We start from the raw sequence: 24,974 nt of genomic DNA, 5'->3' as shown, positions 1-24,974 counted from the left end.
TCGCCTCGTCATGTGCTGACGCCGTCAAGGCTGTGTTGATGCACATGAATAACAAGATTCCATTAGCCACGCCCGCTGACAACGGGCCAACGAAGATCTTTGAACCATGGCCACTATCCACGTAGACGGCAAAGCGCTCGAAGTCGATGGGGCAGACAACCTGTTACAGGCGTGTCTGTCACTAGGCCTCGACATCCCTTATTTCTGCTGGCACCCCGCTCTTGGTAGCGTCGGTGCCTGTCGCCAGTGTGCGGTCAAGCAGTACACCGACGAGAACGACACCCGTGGTCGCATCGTCATGTCCTGCATGACCCCAGCCACCGACAACACCTGGATCTCCATCGACGATGAAGAATCCAAGGCGTTCCGCGCCAGTGTCGTCGAATGGCTGATGACCAACCACCCTCACGACTGCCCGGTCTGTGAGGAAGGCGGCCACTGCCACCTGCAAGACATGACGGTGATGACCGGCCACAACGAGCGCCGCTATCGCTTCACCAAGCGCACCCACCAGAACCAGGAACTGGGCCCGTTCATTTCCCACGAAATGAACCGCTGCATCGCCTGCTACCGCTGCGTGCGCTTCTATAAAGACTACGCTGGCGGCACCGACCTCGGCGTCTTCGGCGCCCACGACAACGTGTACTTCGGTCGCGTTGAAGACGGCGTACTGGAAAGCGAATTCTCCGGCAACCTCACCGAGGTCTGCCCGACCGGTGTGTTCACCGACAAGACGCACTCCGAGCGCTACAACCGCAAGTGGGACATGCAGTTCGCCCCGAGCATCTGCCATGGCTGCTCCAGCGGTTGCAACATCTCCCCGGGCGAGCGCTACGGCGAACTGCGTCGCATCGAAAACCGCTTCAACGGTTCGGTCAACCAGTACTTCCTGTGCGACCGTGGCCGTTTCGGCTATGGCTACGTCAACCGCGAAGACCGCCCACGCCAGCCACTGCTGGCCGGCGGCGCGAAGCTGAACACCGACGAAGCCCTGGATAAAGCCGCCGACCTGCTGCGCGGTCGCAACATCGTCGGCATCGGTTCGCCGCGTGCCAGCCTCGAAAGCAACTACGCGTTGCGCGAACTGGTCGGCGCCGAGCACTTCTACTGCGGTATCGAAGCCGCTGAACTGGAGCGCATCCGCCTGGTCCTGCAAGTGCTGAACGACAGCCCGCTGCCAGTGCCGAACATGCGCGACATCGAAGACCACGATGCGATCTTCGTGCTCGGTGAAGACCTCACCCAGACCGCCGCACGTATGGCCCTGTCGCTGCGCCAGTCGGTCAAAGGCAAGGCCGAAGCCATGGCCGACGCCATGCGCGTACAGCCTTGGCTCGACGCCGCGGTGAAAAACATCGGCCAGCACGCGCTGAACCCGCTGTTTATCGCCAGCCTGGCCGAAACCAAGCTCGACGACATCGCCGAAGAATGCGTACACGCAGCGCCAGATGACCTGGCCCGCCTCGGTTTCGCCGTGGCCCACGCCCTTGACGCCAGTGCGCCGGCCGTCGAAGGCCTGGACGCTGAAGCCGTAGCACTTGCCCAACGCATCGCCGACGCCCTGCTGGCGGCCAAGCGCCCGCTGATCATCGCCGGCACCTCGCTGGGTTCCAAGGCGCTGATCGAAGCGGCAGCCAACATCGCCAAGGCCTTGAAGCTGCGCGAGAAGAACGGTTCCATCAGCCTGATCGTGCCGGAAGCCAACAGCCTCGGCCTGGCCATGCTCGGTGGCGAGTCCGTCGACAGCGCCCTGCAAGCCGTGATCGACGGCAAAGCCGACGCCCTGGTAGTGCTGGAAAACGACCTGTACACCCGCACGGATTCGGCCAAGGTCGACGCCGCGCTGAACGCTGCCAAAGTGCTGATCGTCGCCGACCACCAGAAGACCGCTACCAGCGAGCGTGCCGACCTGGTATTGCCGGCCGCGACCTTCGCCGAAGGCGACGGTACCCTGGTCAGCCAGGAAGGCCGCGCCCAGCGCTTCTTCCAGGTGTTCGATCCGAAGTACATGGACGCCAGCATCCTGGTTCACGAAGGCTGGCGCTGGCTGCATGCCCTGCGCTCGACTCTGCTCAATCAGCCGATCGACTGGACCCAACTCGACCACGTCACCGCAGCCGTCGCGGCGAGCGCCCCGCAACTGGCGCGTATCGTCGACGCTGCACCGTCCGCCGCGTTCCGCATCAAGGGCATGAAACTCGCCCGTGAGCCGCTGCGCTACTCCGGTCGTACCGCCATGCGGGCCGACATCAGCGTGCATGAACCGCGTACTCCGCAAGACAACGACACCGCGTTCGCCTTCTCCATGGAAGGTTACTCGGGTTCGGTCGAGCCGCGTCAGCAGGTGCCATTTGCCTGGTCGCCGGGCTGGAACTCGCCGCAGGCCTGGAACAAGTTCCAGGACGAAGTCGGTGGTCACATCCGCGCTGGCGACCCGGGCACGCGCCTGATCGAACCCCAGGGCGATGCGTTGAACTGGTTCGCCGCCGTACCGCGTCCGTTCAACCCGGCCCAGGGCACCTGGCAGGTTGTGCCGTTCTTCCACCTGTTCGGCAGCGACGAGACCTCGTCCAAAGCCGCACCGGTTCAAGAACGCATCCCGGCTGCCTACGTGTCCCTGGCCAAGTCCGAAGCCGACCGTCTCGGCGTCAACGATGGTGCCCTGCTCAGTCTGAACGTCGCGGGCAAGACCCTGCGTCTGCCGCTGCGCATCAACGACGAGTTGGGTGCCGGCCTGGTTGCACTGCCAAAAGGCATCGCCGGTATTCCACCGTCGATCTTTGGCCAAACCGTTGACGGTCTGCAGGAGGCAGCGCAATGACCTGGTTCACCCCTGAAGTCATCGATGTGATCATTGCGGTCGTCAAGGCCATCGTGATCCTGTTGGCCGTGGTCGTGGCGGGCGCCCTGCTCAGCTTCGTCGAACGTCGCCTGCTGGGCTGGTGGCAGGACCGTTACGGTCCGAACCGCGTTGGCCCGTTCGGCATGTTCCAGATCGCTGCCGACATGCTGAAAATGTTCTTCAAGGAAGACTGGACCCCGCCGTTTGCCGACAAGGTGATCTTCACCCTGGCACCGGTCGTGGCCATGAGCGCCTTGCTGATCGCCTTCTCGATCATCCCGATCACCCCGACCTGGGGCGTGGCGGACCTGAACATCGGCTTGCTGTTCTTCTTCGCCATGGCCGGCTTGTCGGTCTACGCGGTGCTGTTCGCCGGCTGGGCCAGTAACAACAAGTTCGCCCTGCTGGGCAGCTTGCGGGCCTCGGCCCAGACCGTGTCCTACGAAGTGTTCATGGGCCTCGCGCTGATGGGCATCGTGGTGCAGGTCGGCTCGTTCAACATGCGCGACATCGTCGAGTACCAGGCGCAGAACCTGTGGTTCATCATTCCGCAGTTCTTTGGCTTCTGTACGTTCTTCATCGCCGGCGTCGCCGTGACTCACCGTCACCCGTTCGACCAACCGGAAGCGGAACAGGAACTGGCCGACGGTTACCACATTGAATATGCCGGCATGAAATGGGGCATGTTCTTCGTCGGTGAGTACATCGGCATCATCTTGATCTCGGCCCTGCTGGTCACGCTGTTCTTCGGCGGCTGGCACGGTCCGTTCGGCATCCTGCCGCAGCTGGCGATCTTCTGGTTCTTACTGAAGACCGCGTTCTTCATCATGCTGTTTATCCTGCTGCGCGCTTCCATTCCGCGTCCACGGTATGACCAGGTGATGGATTTCAGCTGGCGCTTCTGCCTGCCGCTGACCCTGATCAATTTGCTGGTGACGGCTGCCGTTGTGTTGTTGAACACGCCCGCGGGCGCGGTTCAGTGAGGATTTGACCCATGTTCAAATATATTGGCGACATCGTTAAGGGTACCGGTACCCAGTTGCGAAGCCTGGTGATGGTGTTCGGTCACGGCTTTCGCAAACGCGACACCCTGCAATACCCGGAAGAAGCGGTGTACCTGCCGCCGCGCTATCGCGGCCGCATCGTACTGACCCGCGACCCCGATGGCGAAGAGCGTTGCGTAGCCTGCAACCTGTGCGCCGTGGCGTGCCCGGTGGGTTGCATCTCCCTGCAGAAAGCTGAAACCGAAGACGGTCGCTGGTACCCGGACTTCTTCCGCATCAACTTCTCGCGCTGCATTTTTTGCGGCCTCTGCGAGGAAGCTTGCCCGACCACCGCGATCCAGCTCACACCGGATTTCGAGATGGCCGAGTTCAAACGTCAGGACCTGGTGTACGAGAAAGAAGATCTGCTGATCTCTGGTCCCGGTAAAAACCCTGATTACAACTTCTATCGTGTTGCAGGTATGGCCGTTGCCGGTAAGCCGAAAGGCGCCGCACAAAACGAAGCCGAGCCGATCAACGTGAAGAGCTTGCTGCCTTAAGGAAGAAAGATGGAATTCGCTTTCTATTTCGCATCGGGTATTGCAGTGGTATCCACGCTTCGCGTGGTCACCAACACCAACCCCGTGCACGCCCTGCTCTACCTGATCATTTCGCTGATCGCCGTGGCCATGACCTTTTTCAGCCTCGGCGCACCGTTCGCCGGTGTACTGGAAGTGATCGCCTACGCTGGCGCCATCATGGTGCTGTTCGTGTTTGTGGTGATGATGCTCAACCTCGGGCCGGCCTCGGTCGCCCAGGAACGCGTCTGGCTCAAGCCGGGCATCTGGCTCGGCCCGGTGGTCCTCGCCGCGCTGCTGCTGGCTGAACTGCTGTATGTCCTGTTCGCTCACCAGAGCGGCCAGGCCATCGGCCACACCACCGTTGGCGCGAAGGCCGTGGGCGTCAGCCTGTTCGGCCCGTATCTGCTGGTGGTCGAACTGGCTTCGATGCTGCTGCTCGCCGCAGTCATCACCGCCTTCCACTTGGGCCGTAACGAAGCCAAGGAGCAATGATGATGCCTGCTATCCCTTTGGAGCATGGTCTGGCGGTCGCCGGCATCCTGTTCTGCCTTGGCCTGGTCGGCCTGATGGTTCGCCGTAACATTTTGTTCGTGTTGATGAGCCTGGAAGTCATGATGAACGCTGCGGCACTGGCGTTCATCGTGGCAGGTAGCCGTTGGGGCCAGCCGGATGGACAAGTCATGTTCATCCTGGTGATCAGCCTGGCAGCCGCCGAGGCCAGTATTGGCCTGGCGATCCTGCTGCAACTGTATCGTCGCTTCCACACGCTTGATATCGACGCTGCCAGTGAGATGCGCGGATGAACATGATCTTTCTGACTTTCGTATTTCCCCTGATCGGTTTCCTGCTGCTGTCGTTCTCTCGCGGACGCTGGTCGGAAAACCTCTCGGCCCTGGTCGGCGTGGGCTCCATCGGCCTGTCGGCGATTGTCGCCGCCTACGTCATCTGGCAATTCAACGTCGCGCCACCGGAAGGCGGCCACTACACCCTGGTGTTGTGGCAGTGGATGTCGGTGGAGGGCTTCAAGCCCAACTTCGCCCTCTACGTCGACGGCCTGTCGATCACCATGCTCGGCGTGGTGGTGGGTGTAGGTTTCCTGATCCACCTGTTCGCGTCCTGGTACATGCGCGGTGAAGCCGGTTACTCGCGCTTCTTCGCGTACACCAACCTGTTTATCGCCAGCATGCTGTTCCTGGTGCTGGGCGATAACCTGTTGTTCCTGTACTTCGGCTGGGAAGGCGTGGGCCTGTGCTCGTACCTGTTGATCGGTTTCTACTACAGCAACCGCAACAACGGTAACGCGGCACTCAAAGCCTTTATCGTGACCCGGATCGGCGACGTGTTCATGGCCATCGGCCTGTTCATCCTGTTCCAACAGGTGGGCACGCTGAACATCCAGGAACTGCTGGTGCTGGCACCGCAGAAATTCCAGGTCGGCGACTTCTGGATCACCCTGGCGACCCTGATGCTGCTGGGCGGCGCTGTCGGTAAATCCGCGCAACTGCCGCTGCAAACCTGGCTCGCGGATGCGATGGCCGGCCCGACGCCTGTTTCGGCACTGATCCACGCCGCAACGATGGTGACCGCGGGTGTCTACCTGATCGCCCGTACCCACGGCCTGTTCACCCTGGCGCCGGACGTCCTGCACCTGGTGGGCGTGGTCGGCGGCGTGACCCTGGTACTGGCCGGCTTCGCCGCGCTGGTGCAGACCGACATCAAGCGTATCCTCGCCTACTCGACCATGAGCCAGATCGGCTACATGTTCCTGGCCCTGGGCGTCGGCGCCTGGGACGCGGCGATCTTCCACCTGATGACCCACGCGTTCTTCAAGGCCCTGCTGTTCCTCGCCTCCGGTGCGGTGATCGTCGCCTGCCACCACGAGCAGAACATCTTCAAGATGGGCGGCCTGTGGAAGAAACTGCCACTGGCCTACGCCAGCTTCATCGTCGGTGGTGCCGCACTCGCAGCCCTGCCATTGGTGACCGCCGGTTTCTACTCGAAAGACGAAATCCTCTGGGAAGCCTTTGCCAGCGGTAACCAGAACCTGCTCTACGCAGGCCTGGTGGGTGCGTTCATGACCTCGCTGTACACCTTCCGCCTGATCTTCATCACCTTCCACGGTGAAGCCAAGACCGAAGCACACGCAGGCCACGGCATCTCCCATTGGCTGCCACTGTCGGTGCTGATCATCCTGTCGACCTTCATCGGCGCCATGATCACCCCGCCACTGGCCGGCGTACTGCCGGAAAGCGTCGGCCATGCCGGCGGCGAAGCCCAGCACAGCCTGGAAATCGCCTCGGGCGCCATTGCCATCGCGGGTATCCTGCTGGCGGCCCTGCTGTTCCTCGGCAAGCGTCGCTTCGTCACTGCCGTCGCCAACAGTGGCATCGGCCGTTTCCTTTCGGCCTGGTGGTTCGCCGCCTGGGGCTTCGACTGGATCTACGACAAACTGTTCGTCAAGCCTTACCTTGCGATCAGCCACGTACTGCGCAAAGACCCGCTCGACCAGACCATCGGTTTGATCCCGCGTGCCGCCAAGGCTAGCCACACCGCCCTGAGCCGCAGCGAGACTGGCCAATTACGTTGGTATGCAGCTTCCATGGCGGCCGGTGCCGTTCTGGTGATCGGCGCCATCGTTGTGGTAGCGGTCTGACCATGTCTAAGTACATTGCGAACTTTGCGAACTTGCGAAAGGAAACGAGCCCGTCATGATTCTGCCCTGGCTAATCCTGATCCCCTTTATCGGCGGCCTGCTCTGCTGGATGGGTGAACGCTTCGGCGCCACCCTCCCCCGCTGGATTGCGTTGCTGACCATGTCCCTGGAACTCGCGCTCGGCCTCTGGCTGTGGGCCCATGGCGACTATTCATTTGCTCCGGCGCCTGGCGCCGATCCGACCTGGGCGCTTGAGTTCAAGCACGTCTGGATCCAGCGCTTCGGCATCAACGTACACCTGGCCCTCGACGGCCTGTCGTTGCTGATGATCCTGCTGACCGGCCTGCTGGGTGTCCTTTCGGTACTCTGCTCCTGGAAAGAGATCCAGCGTCACGTGGGCTTCTTCCACCTGAACCTGATGTGGATCCTGGGCGGCGTGGTCGGCGTGTTCCTCGCCCTCGACCTGTTCATGTTCTTCTTCTTCTGGGAAATGATGCTGGTGCCGATGTACTTCCTCATCGCGCTCTGGGGTCATAGTTCTTCGGACGGCAAGAAAACCCGGATCTACGCGGCGACCAAGTTCTTCATCTTCACCCAGGCTTCCGGCCTGATCATGTTGGTGGCGATCCTCGGTCTGGTCTTGGTCAACTTCAACAGCACGGGCGTGATTACCTTCAACTACGCCGATCTGTTGAAAACCAAGATGTCCCTGACCACCGAGTACATCCTGATGCTGGGCTTCTTCATCGCCTTCGCGGTGAAGCTGCCGGTGGTGCCGTTCCACTCCTGGCTGCCGGATGCCCACGCCCAGGCGCCGACCGCCGGTTCCGTGGACCTGGCCGGTATCCTGCTGAAGACGGCGGCCTACGGCCTGCTGCGTTTCGCCCTGCCGCTGTTCCCGAATGCCTCGGCCGAGTTCGCGCCGATCGCCATGACCCTGGGTCTGATCGGGATCTTCTACGGTGCGTTCCTGGCCTTCGCGCAAACCGACATCAAGCGTCTGGTTGCCTTCTCGTCCGTTTCCCACATGGGTTTCGTACTGATCGGTATCTACTCCGGCAGCCAGGTGGCGTTGCAAGGCGCCGTGATCCAGATGTTGGCGCACGGTGTTTCAGCCGCCGCACTGTTTATCCTCAGTGGTCAGTTGTACGAGCGTCTGCACACCCGTGACATGCGTGAGATGGGTGGCGTGTGGTCGCGCATCGCCTACCTGCCGGCGATCAGCCTGTTCTTTGCCGCCGCGTCCCTGGGCTTGCCGGGCACCGGCAACTTCATCGGCGAGTTCCTGATCCTGATGGGGACCTTCGTGCAGACACCGTGGATCAGCGCCATCGCTACTTCCGGCCTGGTATTCGGTTCGGTCTACTCGCTGATCATGATCCACCGCGCGTACTTCGGTCCGGCCAAGTCCGACACCGTCCTGCGCGGGATGGATGCTCGCGAACTGATCATGGTGCTCGGTATGGCGGTCCTGCTGATCTACATCGGCGTGTACCCACAACCGTTCCTGGACACTTCTGCCGCAACGATGCATGGCGTGCAGCAGTGGTTCGGCACCGCCTTCTCTCAACTCGCTTCGGCCCGGTAAGAGCGCTATGGAATTCACGATCCAACACTTTATCGCGCTTGCGCCGCTGCTGATCACCAGCCTCACCATTGTGGTGGTGATGCTGTCGATCGCCTGGCGTCGCAATCATGCGCAAACCTTCCTGCTGTCCTGTGCGGGTTTGAACCTGGCCTTGCTGTCGATCATCCCGGCACTCAAGGTCGCGCCCCTGGCGGTGACCCCGCTGATGATGATCGATGACTTCGCGCTGCTGTATATCGCGTTGATCCTCGTCGCCACCCTGGCCTGCGTCACCCTCGCCCACGCCTACCTCGGCGAAGGCGGCACCGGCTACCCGGGCAACCGCGAAGAGCTGTACCTGCTGATCCTGCTGGCTGCGGCCGGCGGCATCGTGCTGGTCAGCGCGCAGCACCTGGCTGGCTTGTTCATTGGCCTGGAACTGCTGTCGATCCCGACCTACGGCCTGGTGGCCTACGCCTTCTTCAACAAGCGTTCCCTGGAAGCCGGCATCAAGTACATGGTGCTGTCGGCCGCCGGTTCCGCGTTCCTGTTGTTCGGTATGGCCCTGCTCTACGCCGAAGCCGGCAGCCTGAGCTTCACCGGTATCGGCCACGCCCTGGCGGCCACCAGCATGCCTGCGCCGATCGCCCAACTGGGCCTGGCGATGATGCTGATCGGCCTGGCTTTCAAACTGTCGCTGGTGCCCTTCCACCTGTGGACACCGGACGTGTACGAAGGCGCTCCGGCGCCGGTGGCCGCGTTCCTGGCCACGGCGACGAAAGTTGCGGTGTTTGCGGTGGTAGTGCGTCTGTTCCAGATCTCCCCGGCGGCCAACACCGGCGTGTTGAGCGACGTACTGAGCGTGATCGCCGTTGCCTCGATCCTGTTCGGTAACCTGCTGGCGCTGACCCAGAACAACCTCAAGCGTCTGCTGGGTTACTCGTCCATCGCCCACTTCGGCTACCTGCTGATCGCCCTGGTGGCGAGCAAAGGCCTGGCCCTGGAAGCGATCGGCGTGTATCTGGTCACCTACGTGATCACCAGCCTCGGCGCCTTCGGTGTCATCACCCTGATGTCCTCGCCTTACAAAGGCCGTGACGCCGACGCCCTGTACGAATATCGCGGCCTGTTCTGGCGCCGTCCGTACCTGACCGCCGTGTTGACCCTGATGATGCTGTCCCTGGCCGGTATCCCGCTGACTGCGGGCTTTATCGGCAAGTTCTACATCATCGCGACCGGCGTTGAAGCGCATCAATGGTGGCTGGTTGCCTCGCTCATCCTGGGTAGCGCCATCGGCGTGTTCTACTACCTGCGCGTGATGGTCACCCTGTACCTGATCGAGCCAAACCTGCGTCGTGTGGATGCCGAGCTGCACTGGGAACAGAAAGCCGGTGGCGTGATGCTGCTGGCCATCGCCGTGCTCGCCTTCTTCCTCGGCGTGTACCCACAACCGTTGCTCACTTTGGTGCAGCACGCGGTACTGGGCGTTTGATCGCTTAGCGGTATGCAGTAAACAGAAACGGCACCTTCGGGTGCCGTTTTTGCGTTTATGGGCCAGAGAAGATGCGGCCTCAATGCGTCTAAAGATTGGCCGACACTAAACCATCGAGCGTTTCGCGAAGCCGCTGATGCACCGGCAAGCGAAGGCCAAAGGTGCCGCGCAGCACATCAAGCAATTCATCGGCACTGGCTATCGCGCGTTTTTCGCTGGAACCGTCCAGGGAGTGCATCGCGTAGTGGCCGTTGTTCAAGGTGTGACGCTTACCCGGCGCGAGCAGTGCCACTTTCAACTGACCGAGAAACGGCGAGTCCGCGTGGGTGGAGACGTACCAGTTGCCGATTTCATAATCGATGTCTGCCTGCACCTGCAGGTCGAACACATACAAGCCACGCCACTCCCCGCCGACCTCGGCCCACAGGGTGTAGCTGCCGTGCTTAACGGTCAGCCGAAAGGGTTCGTGGGCGGTGGCCTGGATCGCTTCGCTGTCCAGCAGCAACGGGCTGCTCGGCACCATGCCGCCAAAGCCGACGTCGCAGATATAGCGCACACCGTCCACCGTCACCAGGCTCAGGCGATGGGTACGCGCGGTGTGTGCGTCCGGTGGCCCGCCCATCACGACCCGTCCGGTGATGCCGCGTGCGTCGAAGCCCAGCTCCTGCAGCAGTTCCAGAAACAGTTGGTTCAGTTCATAGCAATACCCGCCGCGTCCATCGAGCAAGACTTTTTGTTCGACGCTGGGCAGGTCGATCGGCACCGGCAAGCGCAGCAGGGTCGACAGGCTTTCAAAGGCGAACGTACACACATGCCGCAATTGCAGGTCCCGCAAGGTTTGCAGAGTCGGCGGTGGCGGCGCAGCGTAGCCCAGGCGTTGCAGGTACAGGTGGCTTTGGGTCAGGCGGGACATGACGCGATCCTTGGGCGCGTGGCGAAGGCCCCACTATGCCGCCCGGACCGGCAATTTGTCATTTCGAATGAACCTTTTTAAACGCTTTCCTATCCATCTATAACAAGACAGGGAGGCAACATGAGTAGCGCAAAAATCTACACCATTACCTATCAACTGCACGGTCAACCGAAGTCTTTCGTGGTGCGTGCCGAAGTGATGAATAACGCCGAGGCCTGGCACTGGGCGGCCGTTGATGCCGATATTGCGCATGTCAGCCGCATCGGTCGGGTCGGCCATGAGCAGGTGAAAAAAACCACCCGGCCCTGGGCCGAGAAGTACGGCATCACCGACGTCAACTGGGTACCGCCCAAATAAACAAACGCCCCGTTCAACGACGGGGCTTTTTTTTCGACAGCATTTGGTTGCTCACGCTCTTTCGGGGCATTGCGTGTGCGATCCGGGCCGGGGCTGCTTGCAATCGATCATAGAGAACGCCCCACACGCCTTCGCCCAACGTGTTAACCGCACACCCCATCGCCAAGCATGAGAAGATGCCGCCCTGCCCTATCCCCTACAAACGCCAAGGAGATTTTCCCCGGATGTTCGAACTCAAACCCTGCGACCCCATCACCTACCGCCAGCAGACCCGTCGCAGTACGTTGATCGTGGCCGTGTTGTTCGTGGCCCTGGCGATGCTGTTGTCGAGCCTGGCGGTGATGCTGTTTGGCGAAGCCGGCGGCGACAACTTTCGCTACAACGTGGGTGGGGTGTTTGCCGGGGTGTTGATCACCCTCGCCCTGGTGCGCGGCCCGTTCTGGACCCAGCCATGGCTAGCGCCGGCGGTGTATGGCTGGCAGCTCAAGCGCAACCTGATGCGCGTGACCAACGTGATGCACAAGGTCACCGACCGCGTGCAAGCCAATGACCCGACGGCGCTCAAGGTGCTGCGGTTCTATCACCTGGGGCTGACGCAGATGCATGAGCTGGACGCCAACTCCAGCGCCCAGGTGCAGTTGGTCGGCGAGATCGAGGCACATAGGGCGAAGATGCAAGCGTTGGGGCTCGATACCGAGCAAACCCGTTTCGACCCGTCCTGGCTGGACAGTTTCAAAGGCGCTTAAGCCAACACCCCGATACGCTGCGCATCCGGCCAGAACAGCGCCGCCTGCCCACACGGCAGGCCGGCGGCATCGAGCAACGTCCACACCACACCGGCATGGATCATGAACGGCTGCTGATGTGCATCCACCCGCCAGCCGCTGTAGCCATGGGCGATGCCGTTGGCGCTGACGTGCTCCAATAACACCTGGCGCGCGGCGCGGTCGAATTCCGAGGCGCTGAAGCGTGACGGCATGCCGATGAAGGTCTCGCGCGGGTATTTGAAGCACGCCAAGGCGCACGCATTGGCGTAGTTAAACCGCGGGTCCGCCGCGCCATCGTGGGCCAGCAGGCTGTAGGGCGCATGGGCATGCAGCCAGGTCAGGCGTTGCTGTGCGTCCAGATGCTCGGGCGCCGGCAAGCCCTGGCCGGTCCAGTGTCGATAGGCGTCATCCAGCACGCGTACACAGTCTTCTTGTCGGGTCACACACTACCTCACATTGTCAGTTGGAACGCTTTGCCCGCCAGCAGAACACGGCGCTGATGGCTATCGCGGCGCCCGCCAGGCCAAACACCCAAGGGGCCGCGGCGACCGGCAGCAACAACCCCGCCAGCAGCGGCCCGAGGCCGGCGCCGATATCGCGCCATACCGCGTTGGAGGCCAATGCCGACACGCGCATCGAACCGGGGTTGCGTTCGGCCACCAAGGTCGTCACCAGGGGCAACTGCAACGCCCGCAACACCAGCACTGCCGCCGCGCCGACGATCACCCAATAACTGCCGAATGCTGCCAGGGCCAAAGCGCTCAGGAACGAAAACAACAACAGCATCGACGTGGCGCCGAAGCGTTGCGCGGCGCGACCGCCCAGCGGGCTCAGGAGCATTTCCGAGACATAACGCAAGGCCATCAAGGCACCGGCGATCAACACCGCGTCGCCCCCGAGAAGCTTCTGTGCCTGGATCGACAGACCAAAGATAAACAGCCCATCCAGCGCCACGCCTTCAATAAACGACCACAGCGCCACGCTGTCGGGCCACTTGAAACGGCGCCCCGGACTGCTGTGCAAATCATGGCCGACAGTAGGCAACCCCCGCGCCATCCACAAGCCCAGCAGGCAGCATCCGGCGAGAATCAGAAAGATCGGACGCGGTCCGGCCCATAAGGTCAGCCAGCCGCCGAGCGGCAATGCGAGCATCGGCCCGAGGGCGATCAAGGCCCGCGACCGCCCTGCCCGGCGTGCGGCGCCCGTCGGCTCGGCGGTCGCCAGCACTTGGGTCGACAGGTTCAACGCGGCAAAACACAGGCCCCAGACCAGCCGCAAGCCCAGCAATGCAGCGAAGCCCGACAGCATCGAGTTACCCAAGGCACACAGCGTCGCGGCACCGGCGGCGATCATGCAGGTCAGACGATCGCCGTGGCGCGCATAGAAATTGAGCACGTGGCGGTAACCGAAAATCCGCACCAATCGGTTGGCCGCCAGCAGCACCCCGGCCTGGGCCAGCGTGATGCCGAACGCCTGGGATTCCATGGGCAGCAGCAGATAAAGCAACACATCACTGGGCAGGCATAAAGCCAAGGTCAGGGCGGCGCGGCGGGAGGTGATGTCGGCAGTGCGTTGGGCCTGGCTTGCCATAAATCTGAAACATCCCGAAATATTCAGGTCGCCACCGTAGCCTTCTCGAACGGCTTTTTACAACGCTCGATTAAACCTTTTTGTCATACGGCAACAACCGCAGGCCGCTAGCCACACTGCCCACCAACGCAAACGCACAGCCCAGCCACAACGCGTAGTGCGGGCCGCTGCCCAGGGACCAGTGAAAACACAACGCCACCAACGACGCTCCCAGCGTCTGCCCCAACAACCGCGAGATCGCCACAATGCCACTGGCCCCGCCACTGCGGGCCAAGGGTGCGCTGGTCATCAATGCCTTGAGGTTGGGCGACTGGAAGAACCCGAAACCGGCTCCGCACAAGGCCATGCGCCAGCCGATCTCGAACGCCGACGCATCATTGTGCAACGTCGCCAGGGCCGCCATGCCCATGCTCAGCATCAACAGGCCGATCCCACACAACAGGCCGAGGGACACGCGGTCGGCCAGGCGCCCGGCGACCAACGCCATCACCGCCACGACCGCAGGCCAGGGCGTCATCAGAAAGCCGGTCTCCACCTGGCTGTGCCCGAGCACTGCCTGCAGCAGAAACGGCAGCGATACAAAGGCCAGGCCCTGGGCACTGAAGGCGCAGATCGCCGTGAGCGAAGACAGCGCAAACACCGGGCGCTTGAACAAGTCCACTGCCAGCATCGGCGCCGGGTGCCCGGCCTGGCGGCGCAGCAGCAGCGCGCCGCAGACCAGCGCCAGCGCGATCAGGCCCAGGGTCAACGCACCTTGGGCGCCATGTACCGCCGTCCCCAGGCCAAGCACCAGCAAGGCGAACAGCCCGGCACACAACAGCGCGGCGAGGCGATCGAAGGCATGCCCGGCCATGGGAATGACCGGCAATGAGCGCAGGCCCAACATCAGCGCCAGCAACCCCAGCGGCACGTTGATCAGGTACAGCCAGTGCCAACTCGCCACCGACAGGATCGCCGACGCCGCCGTCGGCCCGAGCGTGAACGCCAGCCCCACCACCAGCGAGTTATAGCCCAGGCCGCGCCCGAGCATGCGCGACGGATAGATATGCCGCAGCAACGCCGTGTTGACGCTCATGATCGCGGCCGCACCGAGCCCTTGCACCACCCGCGCCGCCGTGAGCGTCACCAGCGACCCGGCGATCCCGCAAAACAGCGACGATACGATAAACAGCAACAAGCCACCGAGGTACACCCGACGGTGCCCGAGCACATCGCTCAGCGAAGCGAAGGGCAACACCGTGGCAATGATCGCCAACTGGTAGGCGTTGACCACCCAGATCACCGACGCGGAGTCGGTGCCAATGCCGTCGGCCAGGGTCGGCAGCGCCGTGTTGACGATGGCCGTGTCCAGGGTCGCCATGCCGATGCCCAGGGAAATGGCGATCACCGCCGGCAGGCGTTTATTCAGGGGCAGCCCATCGGCAACAGAAGACATGCACAACCCGCACAGGTGACAAAAGGCCTCCAGATTACGGGCTGCGACGATTTTTTTCAGTCGCCAATGCGTTGGCTGTCAACATCTTCATGTTGCCTGCACCCGTAAAAAAAACGCGCCAACTCCGTATCGGTGATGGCGCGTGGGCTGACGCAATGACCCAGGCAAACGCCTGGTCAGATCGACACGGCGCTCAGGTCCAGACGCCCGTCCTTGAGCGGCGGGCACCAGTAATAGCCGCCGGTCAACGGTGTGCTGATGCGGTACAGGCCGTCGACGATGCCGTCTTCCAACCCGCTCATGCGGCGCAGTTGCGCTTCAAACGCATCGAAGGAATGCCCGAACGCGAGGAACATCAAGCCAGCCTGGCCGTTTTCTGCCCAGGGCATCGAGCGGCGCACCACGAACGCTTCCGGGGTGAAGCTTTCCTGGGCGGTGCGTTTGGTGTGGGCGGACTCGGGCGCGTCTTCCAGTTCTTCGTTGTCGCCGTGGCGGCGACCGATGATGTGGTCACGTTCCTGGGCAGGCAACGCGGCAAAACCATCGAGGTCGTGCTGCCATTGCTGGATCGCGGCGAAACTGGCGCCGCTGTCGGTCAGCGCGGCTTCGACGGCGGCATCGTCGTGGGGGTTTTCGGTGCCGTCTTCGTAATCGGTCAGGTCAAAACCGCTCTTGTAGCGGAAGCCTTCAGTCGACTGCACCAGGCGGAACGCCGGGGCCAGGGCTTTCTCCAGCGCACGGCTGCGCAAGAGCAATTCGCCGCGATCCACGCCATGCAGCCACACCCACAATGCTTGCTGCGTGGAGGGGTTGTGCGCGCCCGGCGCGCTGACGGCGGGGAATGCGCGCAGCCCTTCGATCCGCGCGCCCAGTGCGTTGACCAGCGGCTCACCCAGACCGACCACTGCGGCCGAATCCGTCCACTGCACCAATGCGTTCAACGCAGCAGGTACAGCGGCCAGGGAGTCCACGGCAAAAAACAGATGGCGTGCCTGTAAAGGCACCGGTGCGGCAAGAATGCCCGGCTGGTACTGACTCATGTGAACTCCTTCAAGAAAGCCTCGCAGTTTACCCGCCATGTGCAGCCGTGCGTACAAGAAAGCGCGCAAGCCTTGCCACAGAACCCGTTGTTGGGTGACTCTCTAGTCATGTTTTGCAACTATTTCAGGGGTAGCGACATGACCACCGATAACCTGCTCGCCCAGCTGTTTCCTTCCTGCGCCGCCGATATTCCCGAGCAATTCCGCCTGGGAGCGCCCATCGAACAGCGCGATTACCTGGTCGACGGCCAGTTGCGGGTGTGGAACGGCCCCTTGGCCCAAGTGCTCAGCCCGGTGCAACTGGGCGACGAACGCGTACAAATCGGCAGCACGCCACTGCTGGATGCCGACACCGCCCTCAGCGCCCTCGACGCCGCCGTGCGCGCCTATGACCGTGGCCAGGGGGAATGGCCGACGATGCGCGTGGTCGACCGCATCCGCCACGTCGAAGCGTTCTTGCGGCGCATGCGCGAACAGCGTGATGCGGTGGTCAAGCTGCTGATGTGGGAAATCGGCAAGAACCTCAAGGACTCGCAGAAAGAGTTCGACCGCACCTGCGACTACATCACCGACACCATCAATGCCCTCAAGGAACTCGACCGCCGCAGCAGCCGCTTCGAGCTGGAACAGGACACGCTCGGCCAGATCCGCCGCGTACCGATGGGCGTGGCGCTGTGCATGGGGCCGTACAACTACCCGCTGAACGAGACGTTTACCACACTGATCCCGGCGCTGATCATGGGCAACACCGTGGTGTTCAAGCCGGCCAAGCTCGGCGTGCTGTTGATCCGCCCGCTGCTGGAGGCATTCCGCGACAGCTTCCCGGCCGGGGTGATCAACGTGATCTATGGCAGCGGCCGCGAAACCGTCAGCGCGCTGATGGCCAGCGGCAAGATCGATATCTTCGCGTTCATCGGTACCAACAAGGCCGCCAGCGACCTGAAAAAACTGCACCCGCGCCCGCACCGCCTGCGCGCAGCCCTGGGCCTGGACGCGAAAAACCCAGGCATCGTGCTGCCCCAGGTCGACCTGGACAATGCCGTCAGCGAAGCGGTCACCGGCTCGCTGTCGTTCAACGGCCAGCGCTGCACCGCGTTGAAAATCCTGTTTGTGCATGAAGACGTGGTCGACAGTTTCATCCAGAAATTCAACGCCAAGTTGGCGACCTTGAAGCCCGGCATGCCGTGGGACGACGGCGTGGCGCTGACGCCGCTGCCGGAAGTGGGCAAGGTCGATTACCTCAAGGCACTGGTGGCCGATGCAGCCCAACACGGCGCCCGCGTGATGAATGCCGATGGCGGCGTCAGTCGCGGTTCGTTCTTCTACCCGGCGGTGCTGTACCCGGTCAACCCGCAGATGCGCGTGTACCACGAGGAACAGTTCGGTCCGGTGGTGCCGATCGTGCCCTACCGTGACCTGGAGACAGTGATCGATTACGTACTGGAATCGGATTTCGGCCAGCAACTGAGCCTGTTCGGCACCGACCCGGCCGAAATCGGACGGCTGGTGGACACCTTCGCCAATCAGGTCGGCCGCATCAATATCAACGCCCAGTGCCAGCGCGGCCCGGACACCTTCCCCTTCAACGGCCGCAAGAACTCGGCCGAAGGCACACTGTCGGTACATGACGCCTTGCGTGTGTTCTCGATCCGCACCCTGGTGGCGACCAAGTTCCAGGACAGTAACAAGGCACTGCTCAGCGAGATCCTGCACAACCGCAACTCGAGCTTCTTGACCACTGACTACATTTTCTAGAGGACGCCTCGCCGTTGATTAACCTGCACTTGCCTGTATTTGCCCGGCGCCTGCTGCGCCCGCTGCTCGACCCTTACCGCCGCTATCGCCATGCCAAGCTGATCCACGCCGTGCGCGTGTCCATCGGCTTGCTGGCGACGATCCTGCTGACCACCGGCATCAACCTGCCCCACGGCGAGTGGGCGTCGGTGACCATGCTGGTGGTGATCGGCGGCCTGCAGCACCACGGCAATATCGGCAAGAAAGCCATGGAGCGCGCCTACGGCACACTGATCGGCGCCAGCGTCGGTTTGCTGCTGGTGGTGCAGGAGACGTATGTGGGGCAGCCGCTGCTGACCTACTTGTTGATGTCGGTGGTGTGCGGGTTCTTCTCGTATCACGCCATCGGCAAGGGCGGATACACCGCCTTGTTGTCGGCGATCACCGTGTTTATCGTCGCCGGGCATGGCGACAATCCGCTGTCGGACGGGCTGTGGCGCACGGTCGATATCCTGATCGGTATCGCGTTGGCCCTGGCGTTTTCCTTCGCCTTGCCGCTGTATGCCGTGTACTCCTGGCGCTACAACCTGGCCAGTGCCTTGCGCGACTGTGCCGCGATCTATAACCGCATCATCAGCGGTCAATCGGTCACCGACGACGAACACCTTAAACTGCTCAGCCACGTGAATACGGCGATGCTGCAACTGCGTTCGTTGATGCCCTCGGTGTCCAAGGAGGTACGGATCTCCATGACCCAGTTGGACACGATCCAGCGGCATTTGCGCATGTGCATCAGCACCCTGGAGATTCTGGGCAACACCCGGCCAGACCCTCGCGACGAGCAGGCGATGGCGCGGATGCAGGTAATGTTGAAGGGCGAGCATCGGCAGATTCGCGTGCAATTGGTGGGCATGGCGCGCGCGCTGAGGTCGGGCGTGACACCACGGTTGGAGCGGCCGAGCCAGGCCACCGCTACCGAGCCGACATTGGATACGCCGGTCTACAGTGCATTGGATGGGTATCGGTTGCTGACCGTGCAATTGGCGGCAAATGTGGATGAGATGCGCCAGCAGTTGGCCAAAAGTGCTGGCCGCTGGAAGATCTGAACCTGAGGGCATTTAGCGTGTTTACCTGCGCCAACACTTTCACACTTTTTCTTACATATTTTTCACGACTTATTCACATCGCGGGACGTAGGGTGAAGCCTCATCCGTTACAAACGTTGTACATCAAGCCCGCCGCCCCAGCGGGCTTTTTTTTGTCCCGGATTCGAGCTAGCGCGCCACCTTGCCGGCGGGCGCGGACGCTTGCTCGCGAATGGCGCGCTGGGTATCGAGCACCTTGGCCAACGCCACTTGCGCCTCGGGGCTTTGCTGCGGCACGCGAATCGCCGCCGAGACCAGCGTGATCAACTTGGCCATTACTTCGGCATCCGTGGCCGGGCGGCCCAGGCTCATGGAGTTCATCAGCAGGCGCAGTTCGGTGCCGGCCATCACACCGGAAATCGCCTTGAGGGCAAATTGCAGGCGTACCCCCAGTTCGTTGCGCGGCAAGTCCGGCAAGGCCAGGGCGAAGGCTTCGAAGAAGCGCTGGAACACCGGCTGGTAATGGACCTTGAGGTATTCCTGGATAAACGGCGAGGTGTCGCTGTAGACCCGCCCCAGGAAACGAATGAACGAACGCCCTTCCCCACTCGCCGGGTCGCTGCGCTCCAGGCCCATGGCCGGGGCGAACAGCACACCGAGCAGCGTGTCGCAATCGAGGGGGCCGTCAGATTCGGCTTCGCAGCGTGCCAGCAGTTCCAGGCGCTGCTCGTTGAGCGGCTCCAGGCGCTGCATCAGCAGGGTTTTCATCAGGGCATCCTTGTCCCCGAAGTGATAGTTCACCGCAGCCAGATTCACCTGGGCACGCTCGGTAATCTGCCGTAACAGAACAGCGTCATACCCGTATTTGATGAAGAGAGCCTCTGTCGCATCCAGCAATCGAGTCTTGGTAACGTTTGGAGAACTGACTTTCTTCACGACCATAAAAGTTCCACGCGGGAAATATTGTTTTAAAAATAAATTTGATTTTTTATACCGGGGCCACCGCTCGAAAGCAAGTAGTGACACTGCGCCATATCAGCGCAAGCCTTGGCAGACGGGCCCGTCGAGGCTGACCAAAGGATTTTTGCGCGGTGGGTTTTGCCCCCGGTGCATTTATTTCAAAGGGTAAAAACCCTCTACAACGATGGCTGGCGGAGCCGGTTGAACGCGGTTAGTATTCAAAGAATATTTTAAAAACAAGAAATCAAACCAGTCCGTGACGTGTCCCAGGCAGCTCCCGAACTTGTTACAAATTTTTACCGGGGCAGCACGGCAGCGTCGAGACTGCAGGCGTAGTCATGATGACAGATACCCCCGCGCACCCAGGCTTGATCTCCCTGCAAGGCATCGGCAAACGCTATCAGCTCGCCGGACAGCACCTGTCCATCCTCAATGATGTGTGCCTGTCCATCGCCCGCGGTGACAGCTGCGGCATCCTCGGCGCCTCCGGCTCCGGCAAAAGTACCCTGCTCAACATCCTTGGCCTGCTGGATCTGCCCAACTGCGGCCAGTACCGCTTTGCCGGCCACGACATTTTCAGCGCCAGCCCGGATGAACTGGCGGCGATCCGCAACCAGCAGATCGGCTTCGTGTTCCAGAGTTTCAACCTGCTGCCGCGCCTCAGCGCATTGGACAATGTCGCCCTGCCCCTGAGTTATCGCGGCGTGTCGCGCCACGAGTCGGTGGAGCAGGCCCTGCGCATGCTCGAACAAGTCGGCCTGGCCGAGCGCGCGCACCATCGCCCCGCCGACCTCTCCGGCGGCCAGCGCCAACGTGTGGCGATTGCGCGGGCGCTGGTGGGCAAGCCCTCGGTCATCCTGGCCGACGAACCCACCGGCAACCTCGACAGCAGCACCGCCCAGGACATCATGGACCTGCTCCTGGCGCTGAACCGCGAGCAGCAGGTCACGCTGATCATCGTCACCCACGACGCACACATCGCCGAACGCCTGGAGCGCAAGATCCTGGTGCGCAACGGCGTGGTGCATGAGGCCGGGCGCCCATGAGCCTGCGGGTCGAGCAGAGCCTGAGCCAATTACTGCATGAAGCGTTCGTCAGCCTGCGCACCCTGGGCAAGCGCTCGATCCTCGCGCTGCTGGGCATCGTGATCGGCAGTTCGTCGGTGGTGGCGCTGATCAATATCGGGCATAACGCGGCGGTGGATGCCGCGCTGATTTTCAAGGACATGGGCACCGACACCCTGGTCGCGCAGTTTCCGCCCAAAGCCGACAGCAGCGTACCAATGCGTACCCGCCTAGACCTCGACGCCGTGCGCCAGGCCGTGCCCGGGATCGCGCACATCGGCGCGCTGAGCCTGTTCAGCGGCCCCATCGTGTTCCAGGGCCGCAGCGTCAACGCCAACTTCGTCGGCAGCACAGCGGATATCCCCGCGGCCCTGCGCCTGGCGCTGCGCGAGGGGCGCTTCCTGTCGGCGTTCGATGCCAACGAAACCTACGGCGTGATCGGCGACCAGATCGCCCAGGCCCTTGGCGCCCCCGGCGCGCCGTTAAAGCTGGGCGACCGCGTGCGTATCAACGACTACCTGTTCCAGGTGGTCGGCATCCTGCACCACCAGCCCCGGGCGATGCTGATGCCGGTGCAGGCCAACGAATCGCTGTTCATTCCCGCCGACGGCATGCGCCGCATCTACGCCAGCCCGCAAATCGGCAACGTGATCATCCGCGCCGCGCCGGGCCAGGACATGGAACGCATCGCCCGGGACGCCGCCGCCGCGCTGCAACGCCAATTGACCGAGCACAGCGTCGACATCACGGTGCCCCAGCAAATGATCGACGGCATGACCCGGCAGAGCCGCACCTTCGCCTACCTGCTGCTGGCCTTGGGCGCGATCTCGCTGGTGGGCGGCGGTGTCGGGGTGATGAACGTGATGCTGATGAACGTCTCCGAACGCCGCCGCGAGATCGGCATTCGCATGGCGCTCGGCGCACGCCAGCGGGATATCCGCAACCTGTTCCTGCTCGAAGCCATCACCCTCACCGCCGTCGGCGCGCTGTGCGGCGCGGTGCTCGGCATGACCGCCGCGTGGCTCTATGCCTGGCTGTCGGGCTGGGCCTTCGCCCTGGCGGTCGCCGCCCTGCCCCTGGGGGTGGGCAGCACCTTGCTGGTGGGGTTGTTCTTCGGCATTTACCCGGCGGTCTCGGCCTCGCGGTTGCAGCCGGTGGAGGCGTTGCGCGATGAATAAACGCCTGCTGCTGCTCCTGGCGCTGATCAGCCTGCCGAGTGTCGCCGCCGATATGCTGATCCGGCCCACGGCGCCCAGCACCACGCGCAGTGGCTACGATCGCGGCGTCTCGCTGAATGCCCAGGTCACCGCCATCACCCTGGGCGACGCGGTGTACCTGGGCCTGCGCAACAATCCGGCGATTCGCAGCGCCTACCTGCAGCGGGTCGCGCAGAAATTCGACCTGCGCGTGGCCGAAGACGTGTTCAACCCCAAGCTCACCCTCAACAGCTATTACCGCAGCTCCCGCGGTTCCGCCGACAATGCACGCAATACCAACGTGGCCCCTGCCACCAGCCTGCTGGGCGAGTACGGCACGCGCCTGAGCATGGCCTGGACCCAGCAACTGAATAACGCCAACCGGGCCGGCCGCTACCGCAGCGACGGCCTCGACCTGGCGCTCATCCAACCGCTGATGCGCGGCGCCGGCTGGGACGCGACCACCGCGCCGCTGCGCCTGTCGCGCCTGTCGGAGCAGGCCAACCGCCTGAACCTCAAGGCCACCGTGGCACAAACCATCAGCCAGATCATCGCCACCTACCGCGAGTTGCTGCGCGCCCAGGAGCAACTGAGCATCGTCCAGGACGCGCTGAAACGCGCCAACACCTTGCTGGAGGTCAACAAGGCGCTGATCAGCGCCGGGCGCATGGCCGAGTTCGAGATCGTGCAGACCGAAGCCGATATCGCCACTCAGCAACTGGGCGTGGAAGAAGCGCAGAACCAACTCGACACCAGCCGACTGGCCTTGCTGCGCCTGCTGGCCCTCGACCTGTCGACGCCGATCCGCGCCACCGAAGCCCTGGAGGCCAAGCCCATGCAGATCGACAAACGCGAGGCCTTCAACCTGGCGCAGAACCAGCAACCGGAATACCTCGCCACCCTGCTCGGCAGCCAGCAGGCCGACCTCAACCTGGTGATCGCCAAAGACTCCGGGCGCTGGCAAGTGGACCTGGTGGCCGGGGCGAACCAGATACGCAACAACTACGACAACGACACCGGCAGCGGCAACAACCGCAGTTGGGACAGCTACGCCGGGGTGCAGGTGCAAATCCCCATCGGCGACATCAGCACGCGCCAGGCCGAAGTGCGCGCGCGGGTGAATGTGGAGGATCAGGCCATCCGCATCACCGACGCCCGCCAGGAACTGGAACGCAGCGTGAACAACGTGGTGCGCGACCTCGGCACGCGCTGGCGCCAGTACGAAATCTCCCAGCGCGCCGTGGAATTGTCGCGGCGCAAGATCGAGATCGAACGCGAAAAACTCAGCGCCGGGCGCTCCACCAACTTCCAGGTGCTGAGTTTCGAGACCGACCTGCGCAACGCCGAAAACACGCAGCTCAATGCGCTGATCGCTTACTTGAACGCCCAGACCCAGCTCGATCTGACCCTGGGCATGACGCTGGAAAGCTGGGAAATCGCCCTCAATGACTACTAACCAAAAACGCCTGCTGGCGGCTGGATTGATCGTGTTGCTGGCGGCCGCCGGCGTTGCGGTGCAAAGCCATCGCAGCGCCGCCGACCCGATCCTCCCGACCGAACAGTGGCTGGCGGTGACGCCTGGCGCACTGGTGCATCAGATCGGCCTGGTGGGCAAGATCGAGCCCGACACCACCCTCACCCTCACCGCGCCGTTCGACGGCAATGTGCAGGCCAACCTGGTGGAGCAAGGCCAACGCGTCGACGCCGGGCAAGTGTTGCTGCGCATGGACCCGGCCCTGCTCGAAGTGCAACTGCGCGATGCACTCTCCGCGCAACTCAAGGCCCGGCGCACCGTGCAGGAAATGCAAGACTGGGACAGCAGTCCCACCGTCAGCCGTGCGCGTCGCAGCCTGCGCACCGCGCAAATGAGCGCCGACAACACCCAGCGCAAACTCACCGAAAGCGAAAACCTGTTTCAGCGCGGCATCATCCCGCGCAACGAACTGGACGACCTCAAGCAACAGACCCAGCAGCAGCAACTGGACCTGATCGCCGCACGCGATGAACTGCAACAGGCACTGGAGCAAGGCAAGGGTGAATACCGACAGATCGCCGAGATGGAGCTGACCAATGCCACGGTGAAGTACGACGCGCTCTACCGACAGCTCGAAGACAAGGAGGTCAAGGCGCCCTTCTCCGGCATCGTGGTGCCCGCACCCGGAAGCAGCAACGCGGCAGCAGGCGCGGGCAACACCAACGCCCCGGTGCAGGCCGGCAGCAAGGTCAGCCAGGGCCAGGTGTTGTTCGGCCTGGCCAATATCGAACGGCTGAAAATCGTCGCCAGGGTCTCCGAGCTGGACATCAACCAACTGCACCAGGGCCAGGCGGTGGAAGTGATGGGCGATGGCTTCGACGGCGAACGGTTGAGCGGCTCGGTGAGTGTGGTCAGCGGTTTGGCGATTGCCGGCGATACCCAGGGCAGCGCGCAGTTCCCGGTAACCCTGTCGATCCCCAGGCTGACCCCGCAGCAATTGCAGCGGGTACGGCTGGGGATGAGTGCGCGACTGACCATCGTCACTTACAACAACGCGCAGGCGATCGTGATTCCGAGCCAGGCGATCCAGCCGGACATGACCGTCGAATATCGGCCGACGATGAACCAGCCGGTGGAACGCGTGACCGTGACCACCGGGCAATCGACGCCGCAGGGCGTCGAGGTATTTGGCCTAAAACCCGGTTTTGTGAAGACCCCTAGGTAGAGGAAGTTGCCCCCTC

The 24,974-nt window shown here is 62.7% G+C and carries 22 protein-coding genes; 16 read left to right on the top strand and 6 right to left on the bottom strand.

Features of this window, described 5'->3' with window-relative positions; translation table 11 throughout:
• Window positions 1–106 precede the first annotated feature (106 nt).
• Genes nuoG through nuoN form a run of 8 tightly spaced genes read left to right on the top strand, consistent with a single transcriptional unit; the run spans window position 107 to window position 10,118 of the window.
• Window positions 107–2,821, top strand: a complete 2,715-nt coding sequence (gene nuoG / locus C5F70_RS05790; RefSeq protein ID WP_017848061.1) for an NADH-quinone oxidoreductase subunit NuoG — start codon at window positions 107–109, stop codon at window positions 2,819–2,821.
• Window positions 2,818–3,825 (top strand): NADH-quinone oxidoreductase subunit NuoH, encoded by a 1,008-nt coding sequence (gene nuoH / locus C5F70_RS05785; RefSeq protein WP_017848062.1) that lies wholly within the window; start codon window positions 2,818–2,820, stop codon window positions 3,823–3,825. Before nuoG ends, nuoH begins: the two co-directional genes overlap by 4 nt.
• Window positions 3,826–3,836: 11 nt before the next feature.
• Window positions 3,837–4,385 carry an NADH-quinone oxidoreductase subunit NuoI gene (gene nuoI, locus C5F70_RS05780; protein ID WP_003174725.1) on the top strand — a complete coding sequence of 183 codons (549 nt, stop codon included), beginning with the start codon at window positions 3,837–3,839 and terminating at the stop codon, window positions 4,383–4,385.
• Window positions 4,386–4,394: 9 nt separating this feature from the next.
• Window positions 4,395–4,898 (top strand): NADH-quinone oxidoreductase subunit J, encoded by a 504-nt coding sequence (nuoJ, locus tag C5F70_RS05775; protein ID WP_017848063.1) that lies wholly within the window; start codon window positions 4,395–4,397, stop codon window positions 4,896–4,898.
• Window positions 4,899–4,900: 2 nt separating this feature from the next.
• Window positions 4,901–5,209: an NADH-quinone oxidoreductase subunit NuoK gene (nuoK, locus tag C5F70_RS05770; RefSeq protein ID WP_026140165.1), complete on the top strand. Its 309-nt coding sequence runs from the start codon at window positions 4,901–4,903 to the stop codon at window positions 5,207–5,209.
• Window positions 5,206–7,059, top strand: coding sequence for an NADH-quinone oxidoreductase subunit L (gene nuoL / locus C5F70_RS05765; protein WP_017848065.1), 1,854 nt, complete (start codon window positions 5,206–5,208; stop codon window positions 7,057–7,059). The genes nuoK and nuoL overlap by 4 nt, the downstream gene beginning before the upstream one ends.
• A 55-nt stretch (window positions 7,060–7,114) precedes the next feature.
• Complete coding sequence (gene nuoM, locus C5F70_RS05760; protein ID WP_010566880.1) at window positions 7,115–8,647, top strand: NADH-quinone oxidoreductase subunit M; 1,533 nt, start codon at window positions 7,115–7,117, stop codon at window positions 8,645–8,647.
• Between the two features lie 7 nt (window positions 8,648–8,654).
• Window positions 8,655–10,118 (top strand): NADH-quinone oxidoreductase subunit NuoN, encoded by a 1,464-nt coding sequence (nuoN, locus tag C5F70_RS05755; RefSeq protein ID WP_017848066.1) that lies wholly within the window; start codon window positions 8,655–8,657, stop codon window positions 10,116–10,118.
• Window positions 10,119–10,206: 88 nt separating this feature from the next.
• On the opposite strand, the gene C5F70_RS05750 is transcribed toward nuoN, so the two are convergent.
• On the bottom strand, window positions 10,207–11,031 hold the full coding sequence (locus C5F70_RS05750; RefSeq protein WP_104902879.1) for an arylamine N-acetyltransferase: 825 nt from the start codon (window positions 11,029–11,031) through the stop codon (window positions 10,207–10,209).
• Between the two features lie 120 nt (window positions 11,032–11,151).
• Between C5F70_RS05750 and C5F70_RS05745 the strand changes: the two genes are divergently transcribed.
• Together C5F70_RS05745 and C5F70_RS05740 are read left to right on the top strand one after the other, a co-directional pair.
• Window positions 11,152–11,388, top strand: coding sequence for a DUF6555 family protein (locus tag C5F70_RS05745; RefSeq protein ID WP_046382905.1), 237 nt, complete (start codon window positions 11,152–11,154; stop codon window positions 11,386–11,388).
• A 224-nt stretch (window positions 11,389–11,612) separates the two neighbouring features.
• Window positions 11,613–12,134, top strand: a complete 522-nt coding sequence (locus C5F70_RS05740; RefSeq protein ID WP_046382904.1) for a DUF3087 domain-containing protein — start codon at window positions 11,613–11,615, stop codon at window positions 12,132–12,134.
• Here the strand turns inward: C5F70_RS05740 and C5F70_RS05735 are convergent.
• The 4 genes from C5F70_RS05735 to C5F70_RS05720 all read right to left on the bottom strand — a co-directional run bounded on the left by C5F70_RS05735 (window position 12,131) and on the right by C5F70_RS05720 (window position 16,220).
• Complete coding sequence (locus C5F70_RS05735) at window positions 12,131–12,571, bottom strand: MEKHLA domain-containing protein (protein WP_104902878.1); 441 nt, start codon at window positions 12,569–12,571, stop codon at window positions 12,131–12,133. The genes C5F70_RS05740 and C5F70_RS05735 overlap by 4 nt on opposite strands.
• A gap of 43 nt (window positions 12,572–12,614) precedes the next feature.
• Window positions 12,615–13,745 (bottom strand): MFS transporter, encoded by a 1,131-nt coding sequence (locus C5F70_RS05730; RefSeq protein ID WP_017848071.1) that lies wholly within the window; start codon window positions 13,743–13,745, stop codon window positions 12,615–12,617.
• Between the two features lie 70 nt (window positions 13,746–13,815).
• Entirely contained in the window at window positions 13,816–15,180 is a 1,365-nt protein-coding gene (locus C5F70_RS05725) for an MFS transporter (protein WP_104902877.1), read from the bottom strand.
• A gap of 176 nt (window positions 15,181–15,356) precedes the next feature.
• Window positions 15,357–16,220, bottom strand: a complete 864-nt coding sequence (locus tag C5F70_RS05720) for a Dyp-type peroxidase (RefSeq protein WP_104902876.1) — start codon at window positions 16,218–16,220, stop codon at window positions 15,357–15,359.
• A gap of 138 nt (window positions 16,221–16,358) precedes the next feature.
• Here C5F70_RS05720 and C5F70_RS05715 point away from each other — a divergent pair, with 138 nt between their 5' ends.
• Together C5F70_RS05715 and C5F70_RS05710 are read left to right on the top strand one after the other, a co-directional pair.
• On the top strand, window positions 16,359–17,975 hold the full coding sequence (locus tag C5F70_RS05715) for an NADP-dependent glyceraldehyde-3-phosphate dehydrogenase (RefSeq protein ID WP_104902875.1): 1,617 nt from the start codon (window positions 16,359–16,361) through the stop codon (window positions 17,973–17,975).
• Between the two features lie 23 nt (window positions 17,976–17,998).
• Window positions 17,999–19,060: an FUSC family protein gene (locus C5F70_RS05710; RefSeq protein WP_026140166.1), complete on the top strand. Its 1,062-nt coding sequence runs from the start codon at window positions 17,999–18,001 to the stop codon at window positions 19,058–19,060.
• A gap of 168 nt (window positions 19,061–19,228) precedes the next feature.
• On the opposite strand, the gene C5F70_RS05705 is transcribed toward C5F70_RS05710, so the two are convergent.
• Entirely contained in the window at window positions 19,229–19,981 is a 753-nt protein-coding gene (locus C5F70_RS05705; RefSeq protein ID WP_017848076.1) for a TetR/AcrR family transcriptional regulator, read from the bottom strand.
• A gap of 356 nt (window positions 19,982–20,337) precedes the next feature.
• Here C5F70_RS05705 and C5F70_RS05700 point away from each other — a divergent pair, with 356 nt between their 5' ends.
• Genes C5F70_RS05700 through C5F70_RS05685 form a run of 4 tightly spaced genes read left to right on the top strand, consistent with a single transcriptional unit; the run spans window position 20,338 to window position 24,958 of the window.
• Window positions 20,338–21,045: an ABC transporter ATP-binding protein gene (locus C5F70_RS05700; RefSeq protein ID WP_017848077.1), complete on the top strand. Its 708-nt coding sequence runs from the start codon at window positions 20,338–20,340 to the stop codon at window positions 21,043–21,045.
• Window positions 21,042–22,241 (top strand): ABC transporter permease, encoded by a 1,200-nt coding sequence (locus C5F70_RS05695; protein ID WP_102617243.1) that lies wholly within the window; start codon window positions 21,042–21,044, stop codon window positions 22,239–22,241. Before C5F70_RS05700 ends, C5F70_RS05695 begins: the two co-directional genes overlap by 4 nt.
• Window positions 22,234–23,715, top strand: a complete 1,482-nt coding sequence (locus tag C5F70_RS05690; protein WP_046382896.1) for a TolC family protein — start codon at window positions 22,234–22,236, stop codon at window positions 23,713–23,715. Before C5F70_RS05695 ends, C5F70_RS05690 begins: the two co-directional genes overlap by 8 nt.
• Window positions 23,705–24,958: an efflux RND transporter periplasmic adaptor subunit gene (locus C5F70_RS05685; RefSeq protein ID WP_104902874.1), complete on the top strand. Its 1,254-nt coding sequence runs from the start codon at window positions 23,705–23,707 to the stop codon at window positions 24,956–24,958. The genes C5F70_RS05690 and C5F70_RS05685 overlap by 11 nt, the downstream gene beginning before the upstream one ends.
• Window positions 24,959–24,974 lie beyond the last annotated feature (16 nt).

This window comes from Pseudomonas sp. LH1G9 (assembly GCF_002949975.1).
Lineage (GTDB): Bacteria > Pseudomonadota > Gammaproteobacteria > Pseudomonadales > Pseudomonadaceae > Aquipseudomonas > Aquipseudomonas veronii.
The sequence above is the reverse complement of the archived record's forward strand: the minus strand, read 5'-3'. Positions and strand labels throughout refer to the sequence as shown.

Excerpts from the sequence above, each read along its gene's own strand:
- C5F70_RS05705 (WP_017848076.1), bottom strand. The coding sequence starts at position 19,981 with ATGGTCGTGAAGAAAGTCAGTTCTCCAAACGTTACCAAGACTCGATTG.
- C5F70_RS05690 (WP_046382896.1), top strand. The coding sequence starts at position 22,234 with ATGAATAAACGCCTGCTGCTGCTCCTGGCGCTGATCAGCCTGCCGAGT.
- nuoM (WP_010566880.1), top strand. The coding sequence starts at position 7,115 with ATGATTCTGCCCTGGCTAATCCTGATCCCCTTTATCGGCGGCCTGCTC.
- C5F70_RS05750 (WP_104902879.1), bottom strand. The coding sequence starts at position 11,031 with ATGTCCCGCCTGACCCAAAGCCACCTGTACCTGCAACGCCTGGGCTAC.
- C5F70_RS05725 (WP_104902877.1), bottom strand. The coding sequence starts at position 15,180 with ATGTCTTCTGTTGCCGATGGGCTGCCCCTGAATAAACGCCTGCCGGCG.
- nuoL (WP_017848065.1), top strand. The coding sequence starts at position 5,206 with ATGAACATGATCTTTCTGACTTTCGTATTTCCCCTGATCGGTTTCCTG.
- nuoI (WP_003174725.1), top strand. The coding sequence starts at position 3,837 with ATGTTCAAATATATTGGCGACATCGTTAAGGGTACCGGTACCCAGTTG.
- nuoH (WP_017848062.1), top strand. The coding sequence starts at position 2,818 with ATGACCTGGTTCACCCCTGAAGTCATCGATGTGATCATTGCGGTCGTC.
- C5F70_RS05715 (WP_104902875.1), top strand. The coding sequence starts at position 16,359 with ATGACCACCGATAACCTGCTCGCCCAGCTGTTTCCTTCCTGCGCCGCC.
- C5F70_RS05720 (WP_104902876.1), bottom strand. The coding sequence starts at position 16,220 with ATGAGTCAGTACCAGCCGGGCATTCTTGCCGCACCGGTGCCTTTACAG.
- C5F70_RS05685 (WP_104902874.1), top strand. The coding sequence starts at position 23,705 with ATGACTACTAACCAAAAACGCCTGCTGGCGGCTGGATTGATCGTGTTG.
- C5F70_RS05740 (WP_046382904.1), top strand. The coding sequence starts at position 11,613 with ATGTTCGAACTCAAACCCTGCGACCCCATCACCTACCGCCAGCAGACC.
- C5F70_RS05695 (WP_102617243.1), top strand. The coding sequence starts at position 21,042 with ATGAGCCTGCGGGTCGAGCAGAGCCTGAGCCAATTACTGCATGAAGCG.
- C5F70_RS05700 (WP_017848077.1), top strand. The coding sequence starts at position 20,338 with ATGATGACAGATACCCCCGCGCACCCAGGCTTGATCTCCCTGCAAGGC.
- nuoK (WP_026140165.1), top strand. The coding sequence starts at position 4,901 with ATGCCTGCTATCCCTTTGGAGCATGGTCTGGCGGTCGCCGGCATCCTG.
- C5F70_RS05745 (WP_046382905.1), top strand. The coding sequence starts at position 11,152 with ATGAGTAGCGCAAAAATCTACACCATTACCTATCAACTGCACGGTCAA.
- C5F70_RS05730 (WP_017848071.1), bottom strand. The coding sequence starts at position 13,745 with ATGGCAAGCCAGGCCCAACGCACTGCCGACATCACCTCCCGCCGCGCC.
- nuoJ (WP_017848063.1), top strand. The coding sequence starts at position 4,395 with ATGGAATTCGCTTTCTATTTCGCATCGGGTATTGCAGTGGTATCCACG.
- nuoN (WP_017848066.1), top strand. The coding sequence starts at position 8,655 with ATGGAATTCACGATCCAACACTTTATCGCGCTTGCGCCGCTGCTGATC.
- nuoG (WP_017848061.1), top strand. The coding sequence starts at position 107 with ATGGCCACTATCCACGTAGACGGCAAAGCGCTCGAAGTCGATGGGGCA.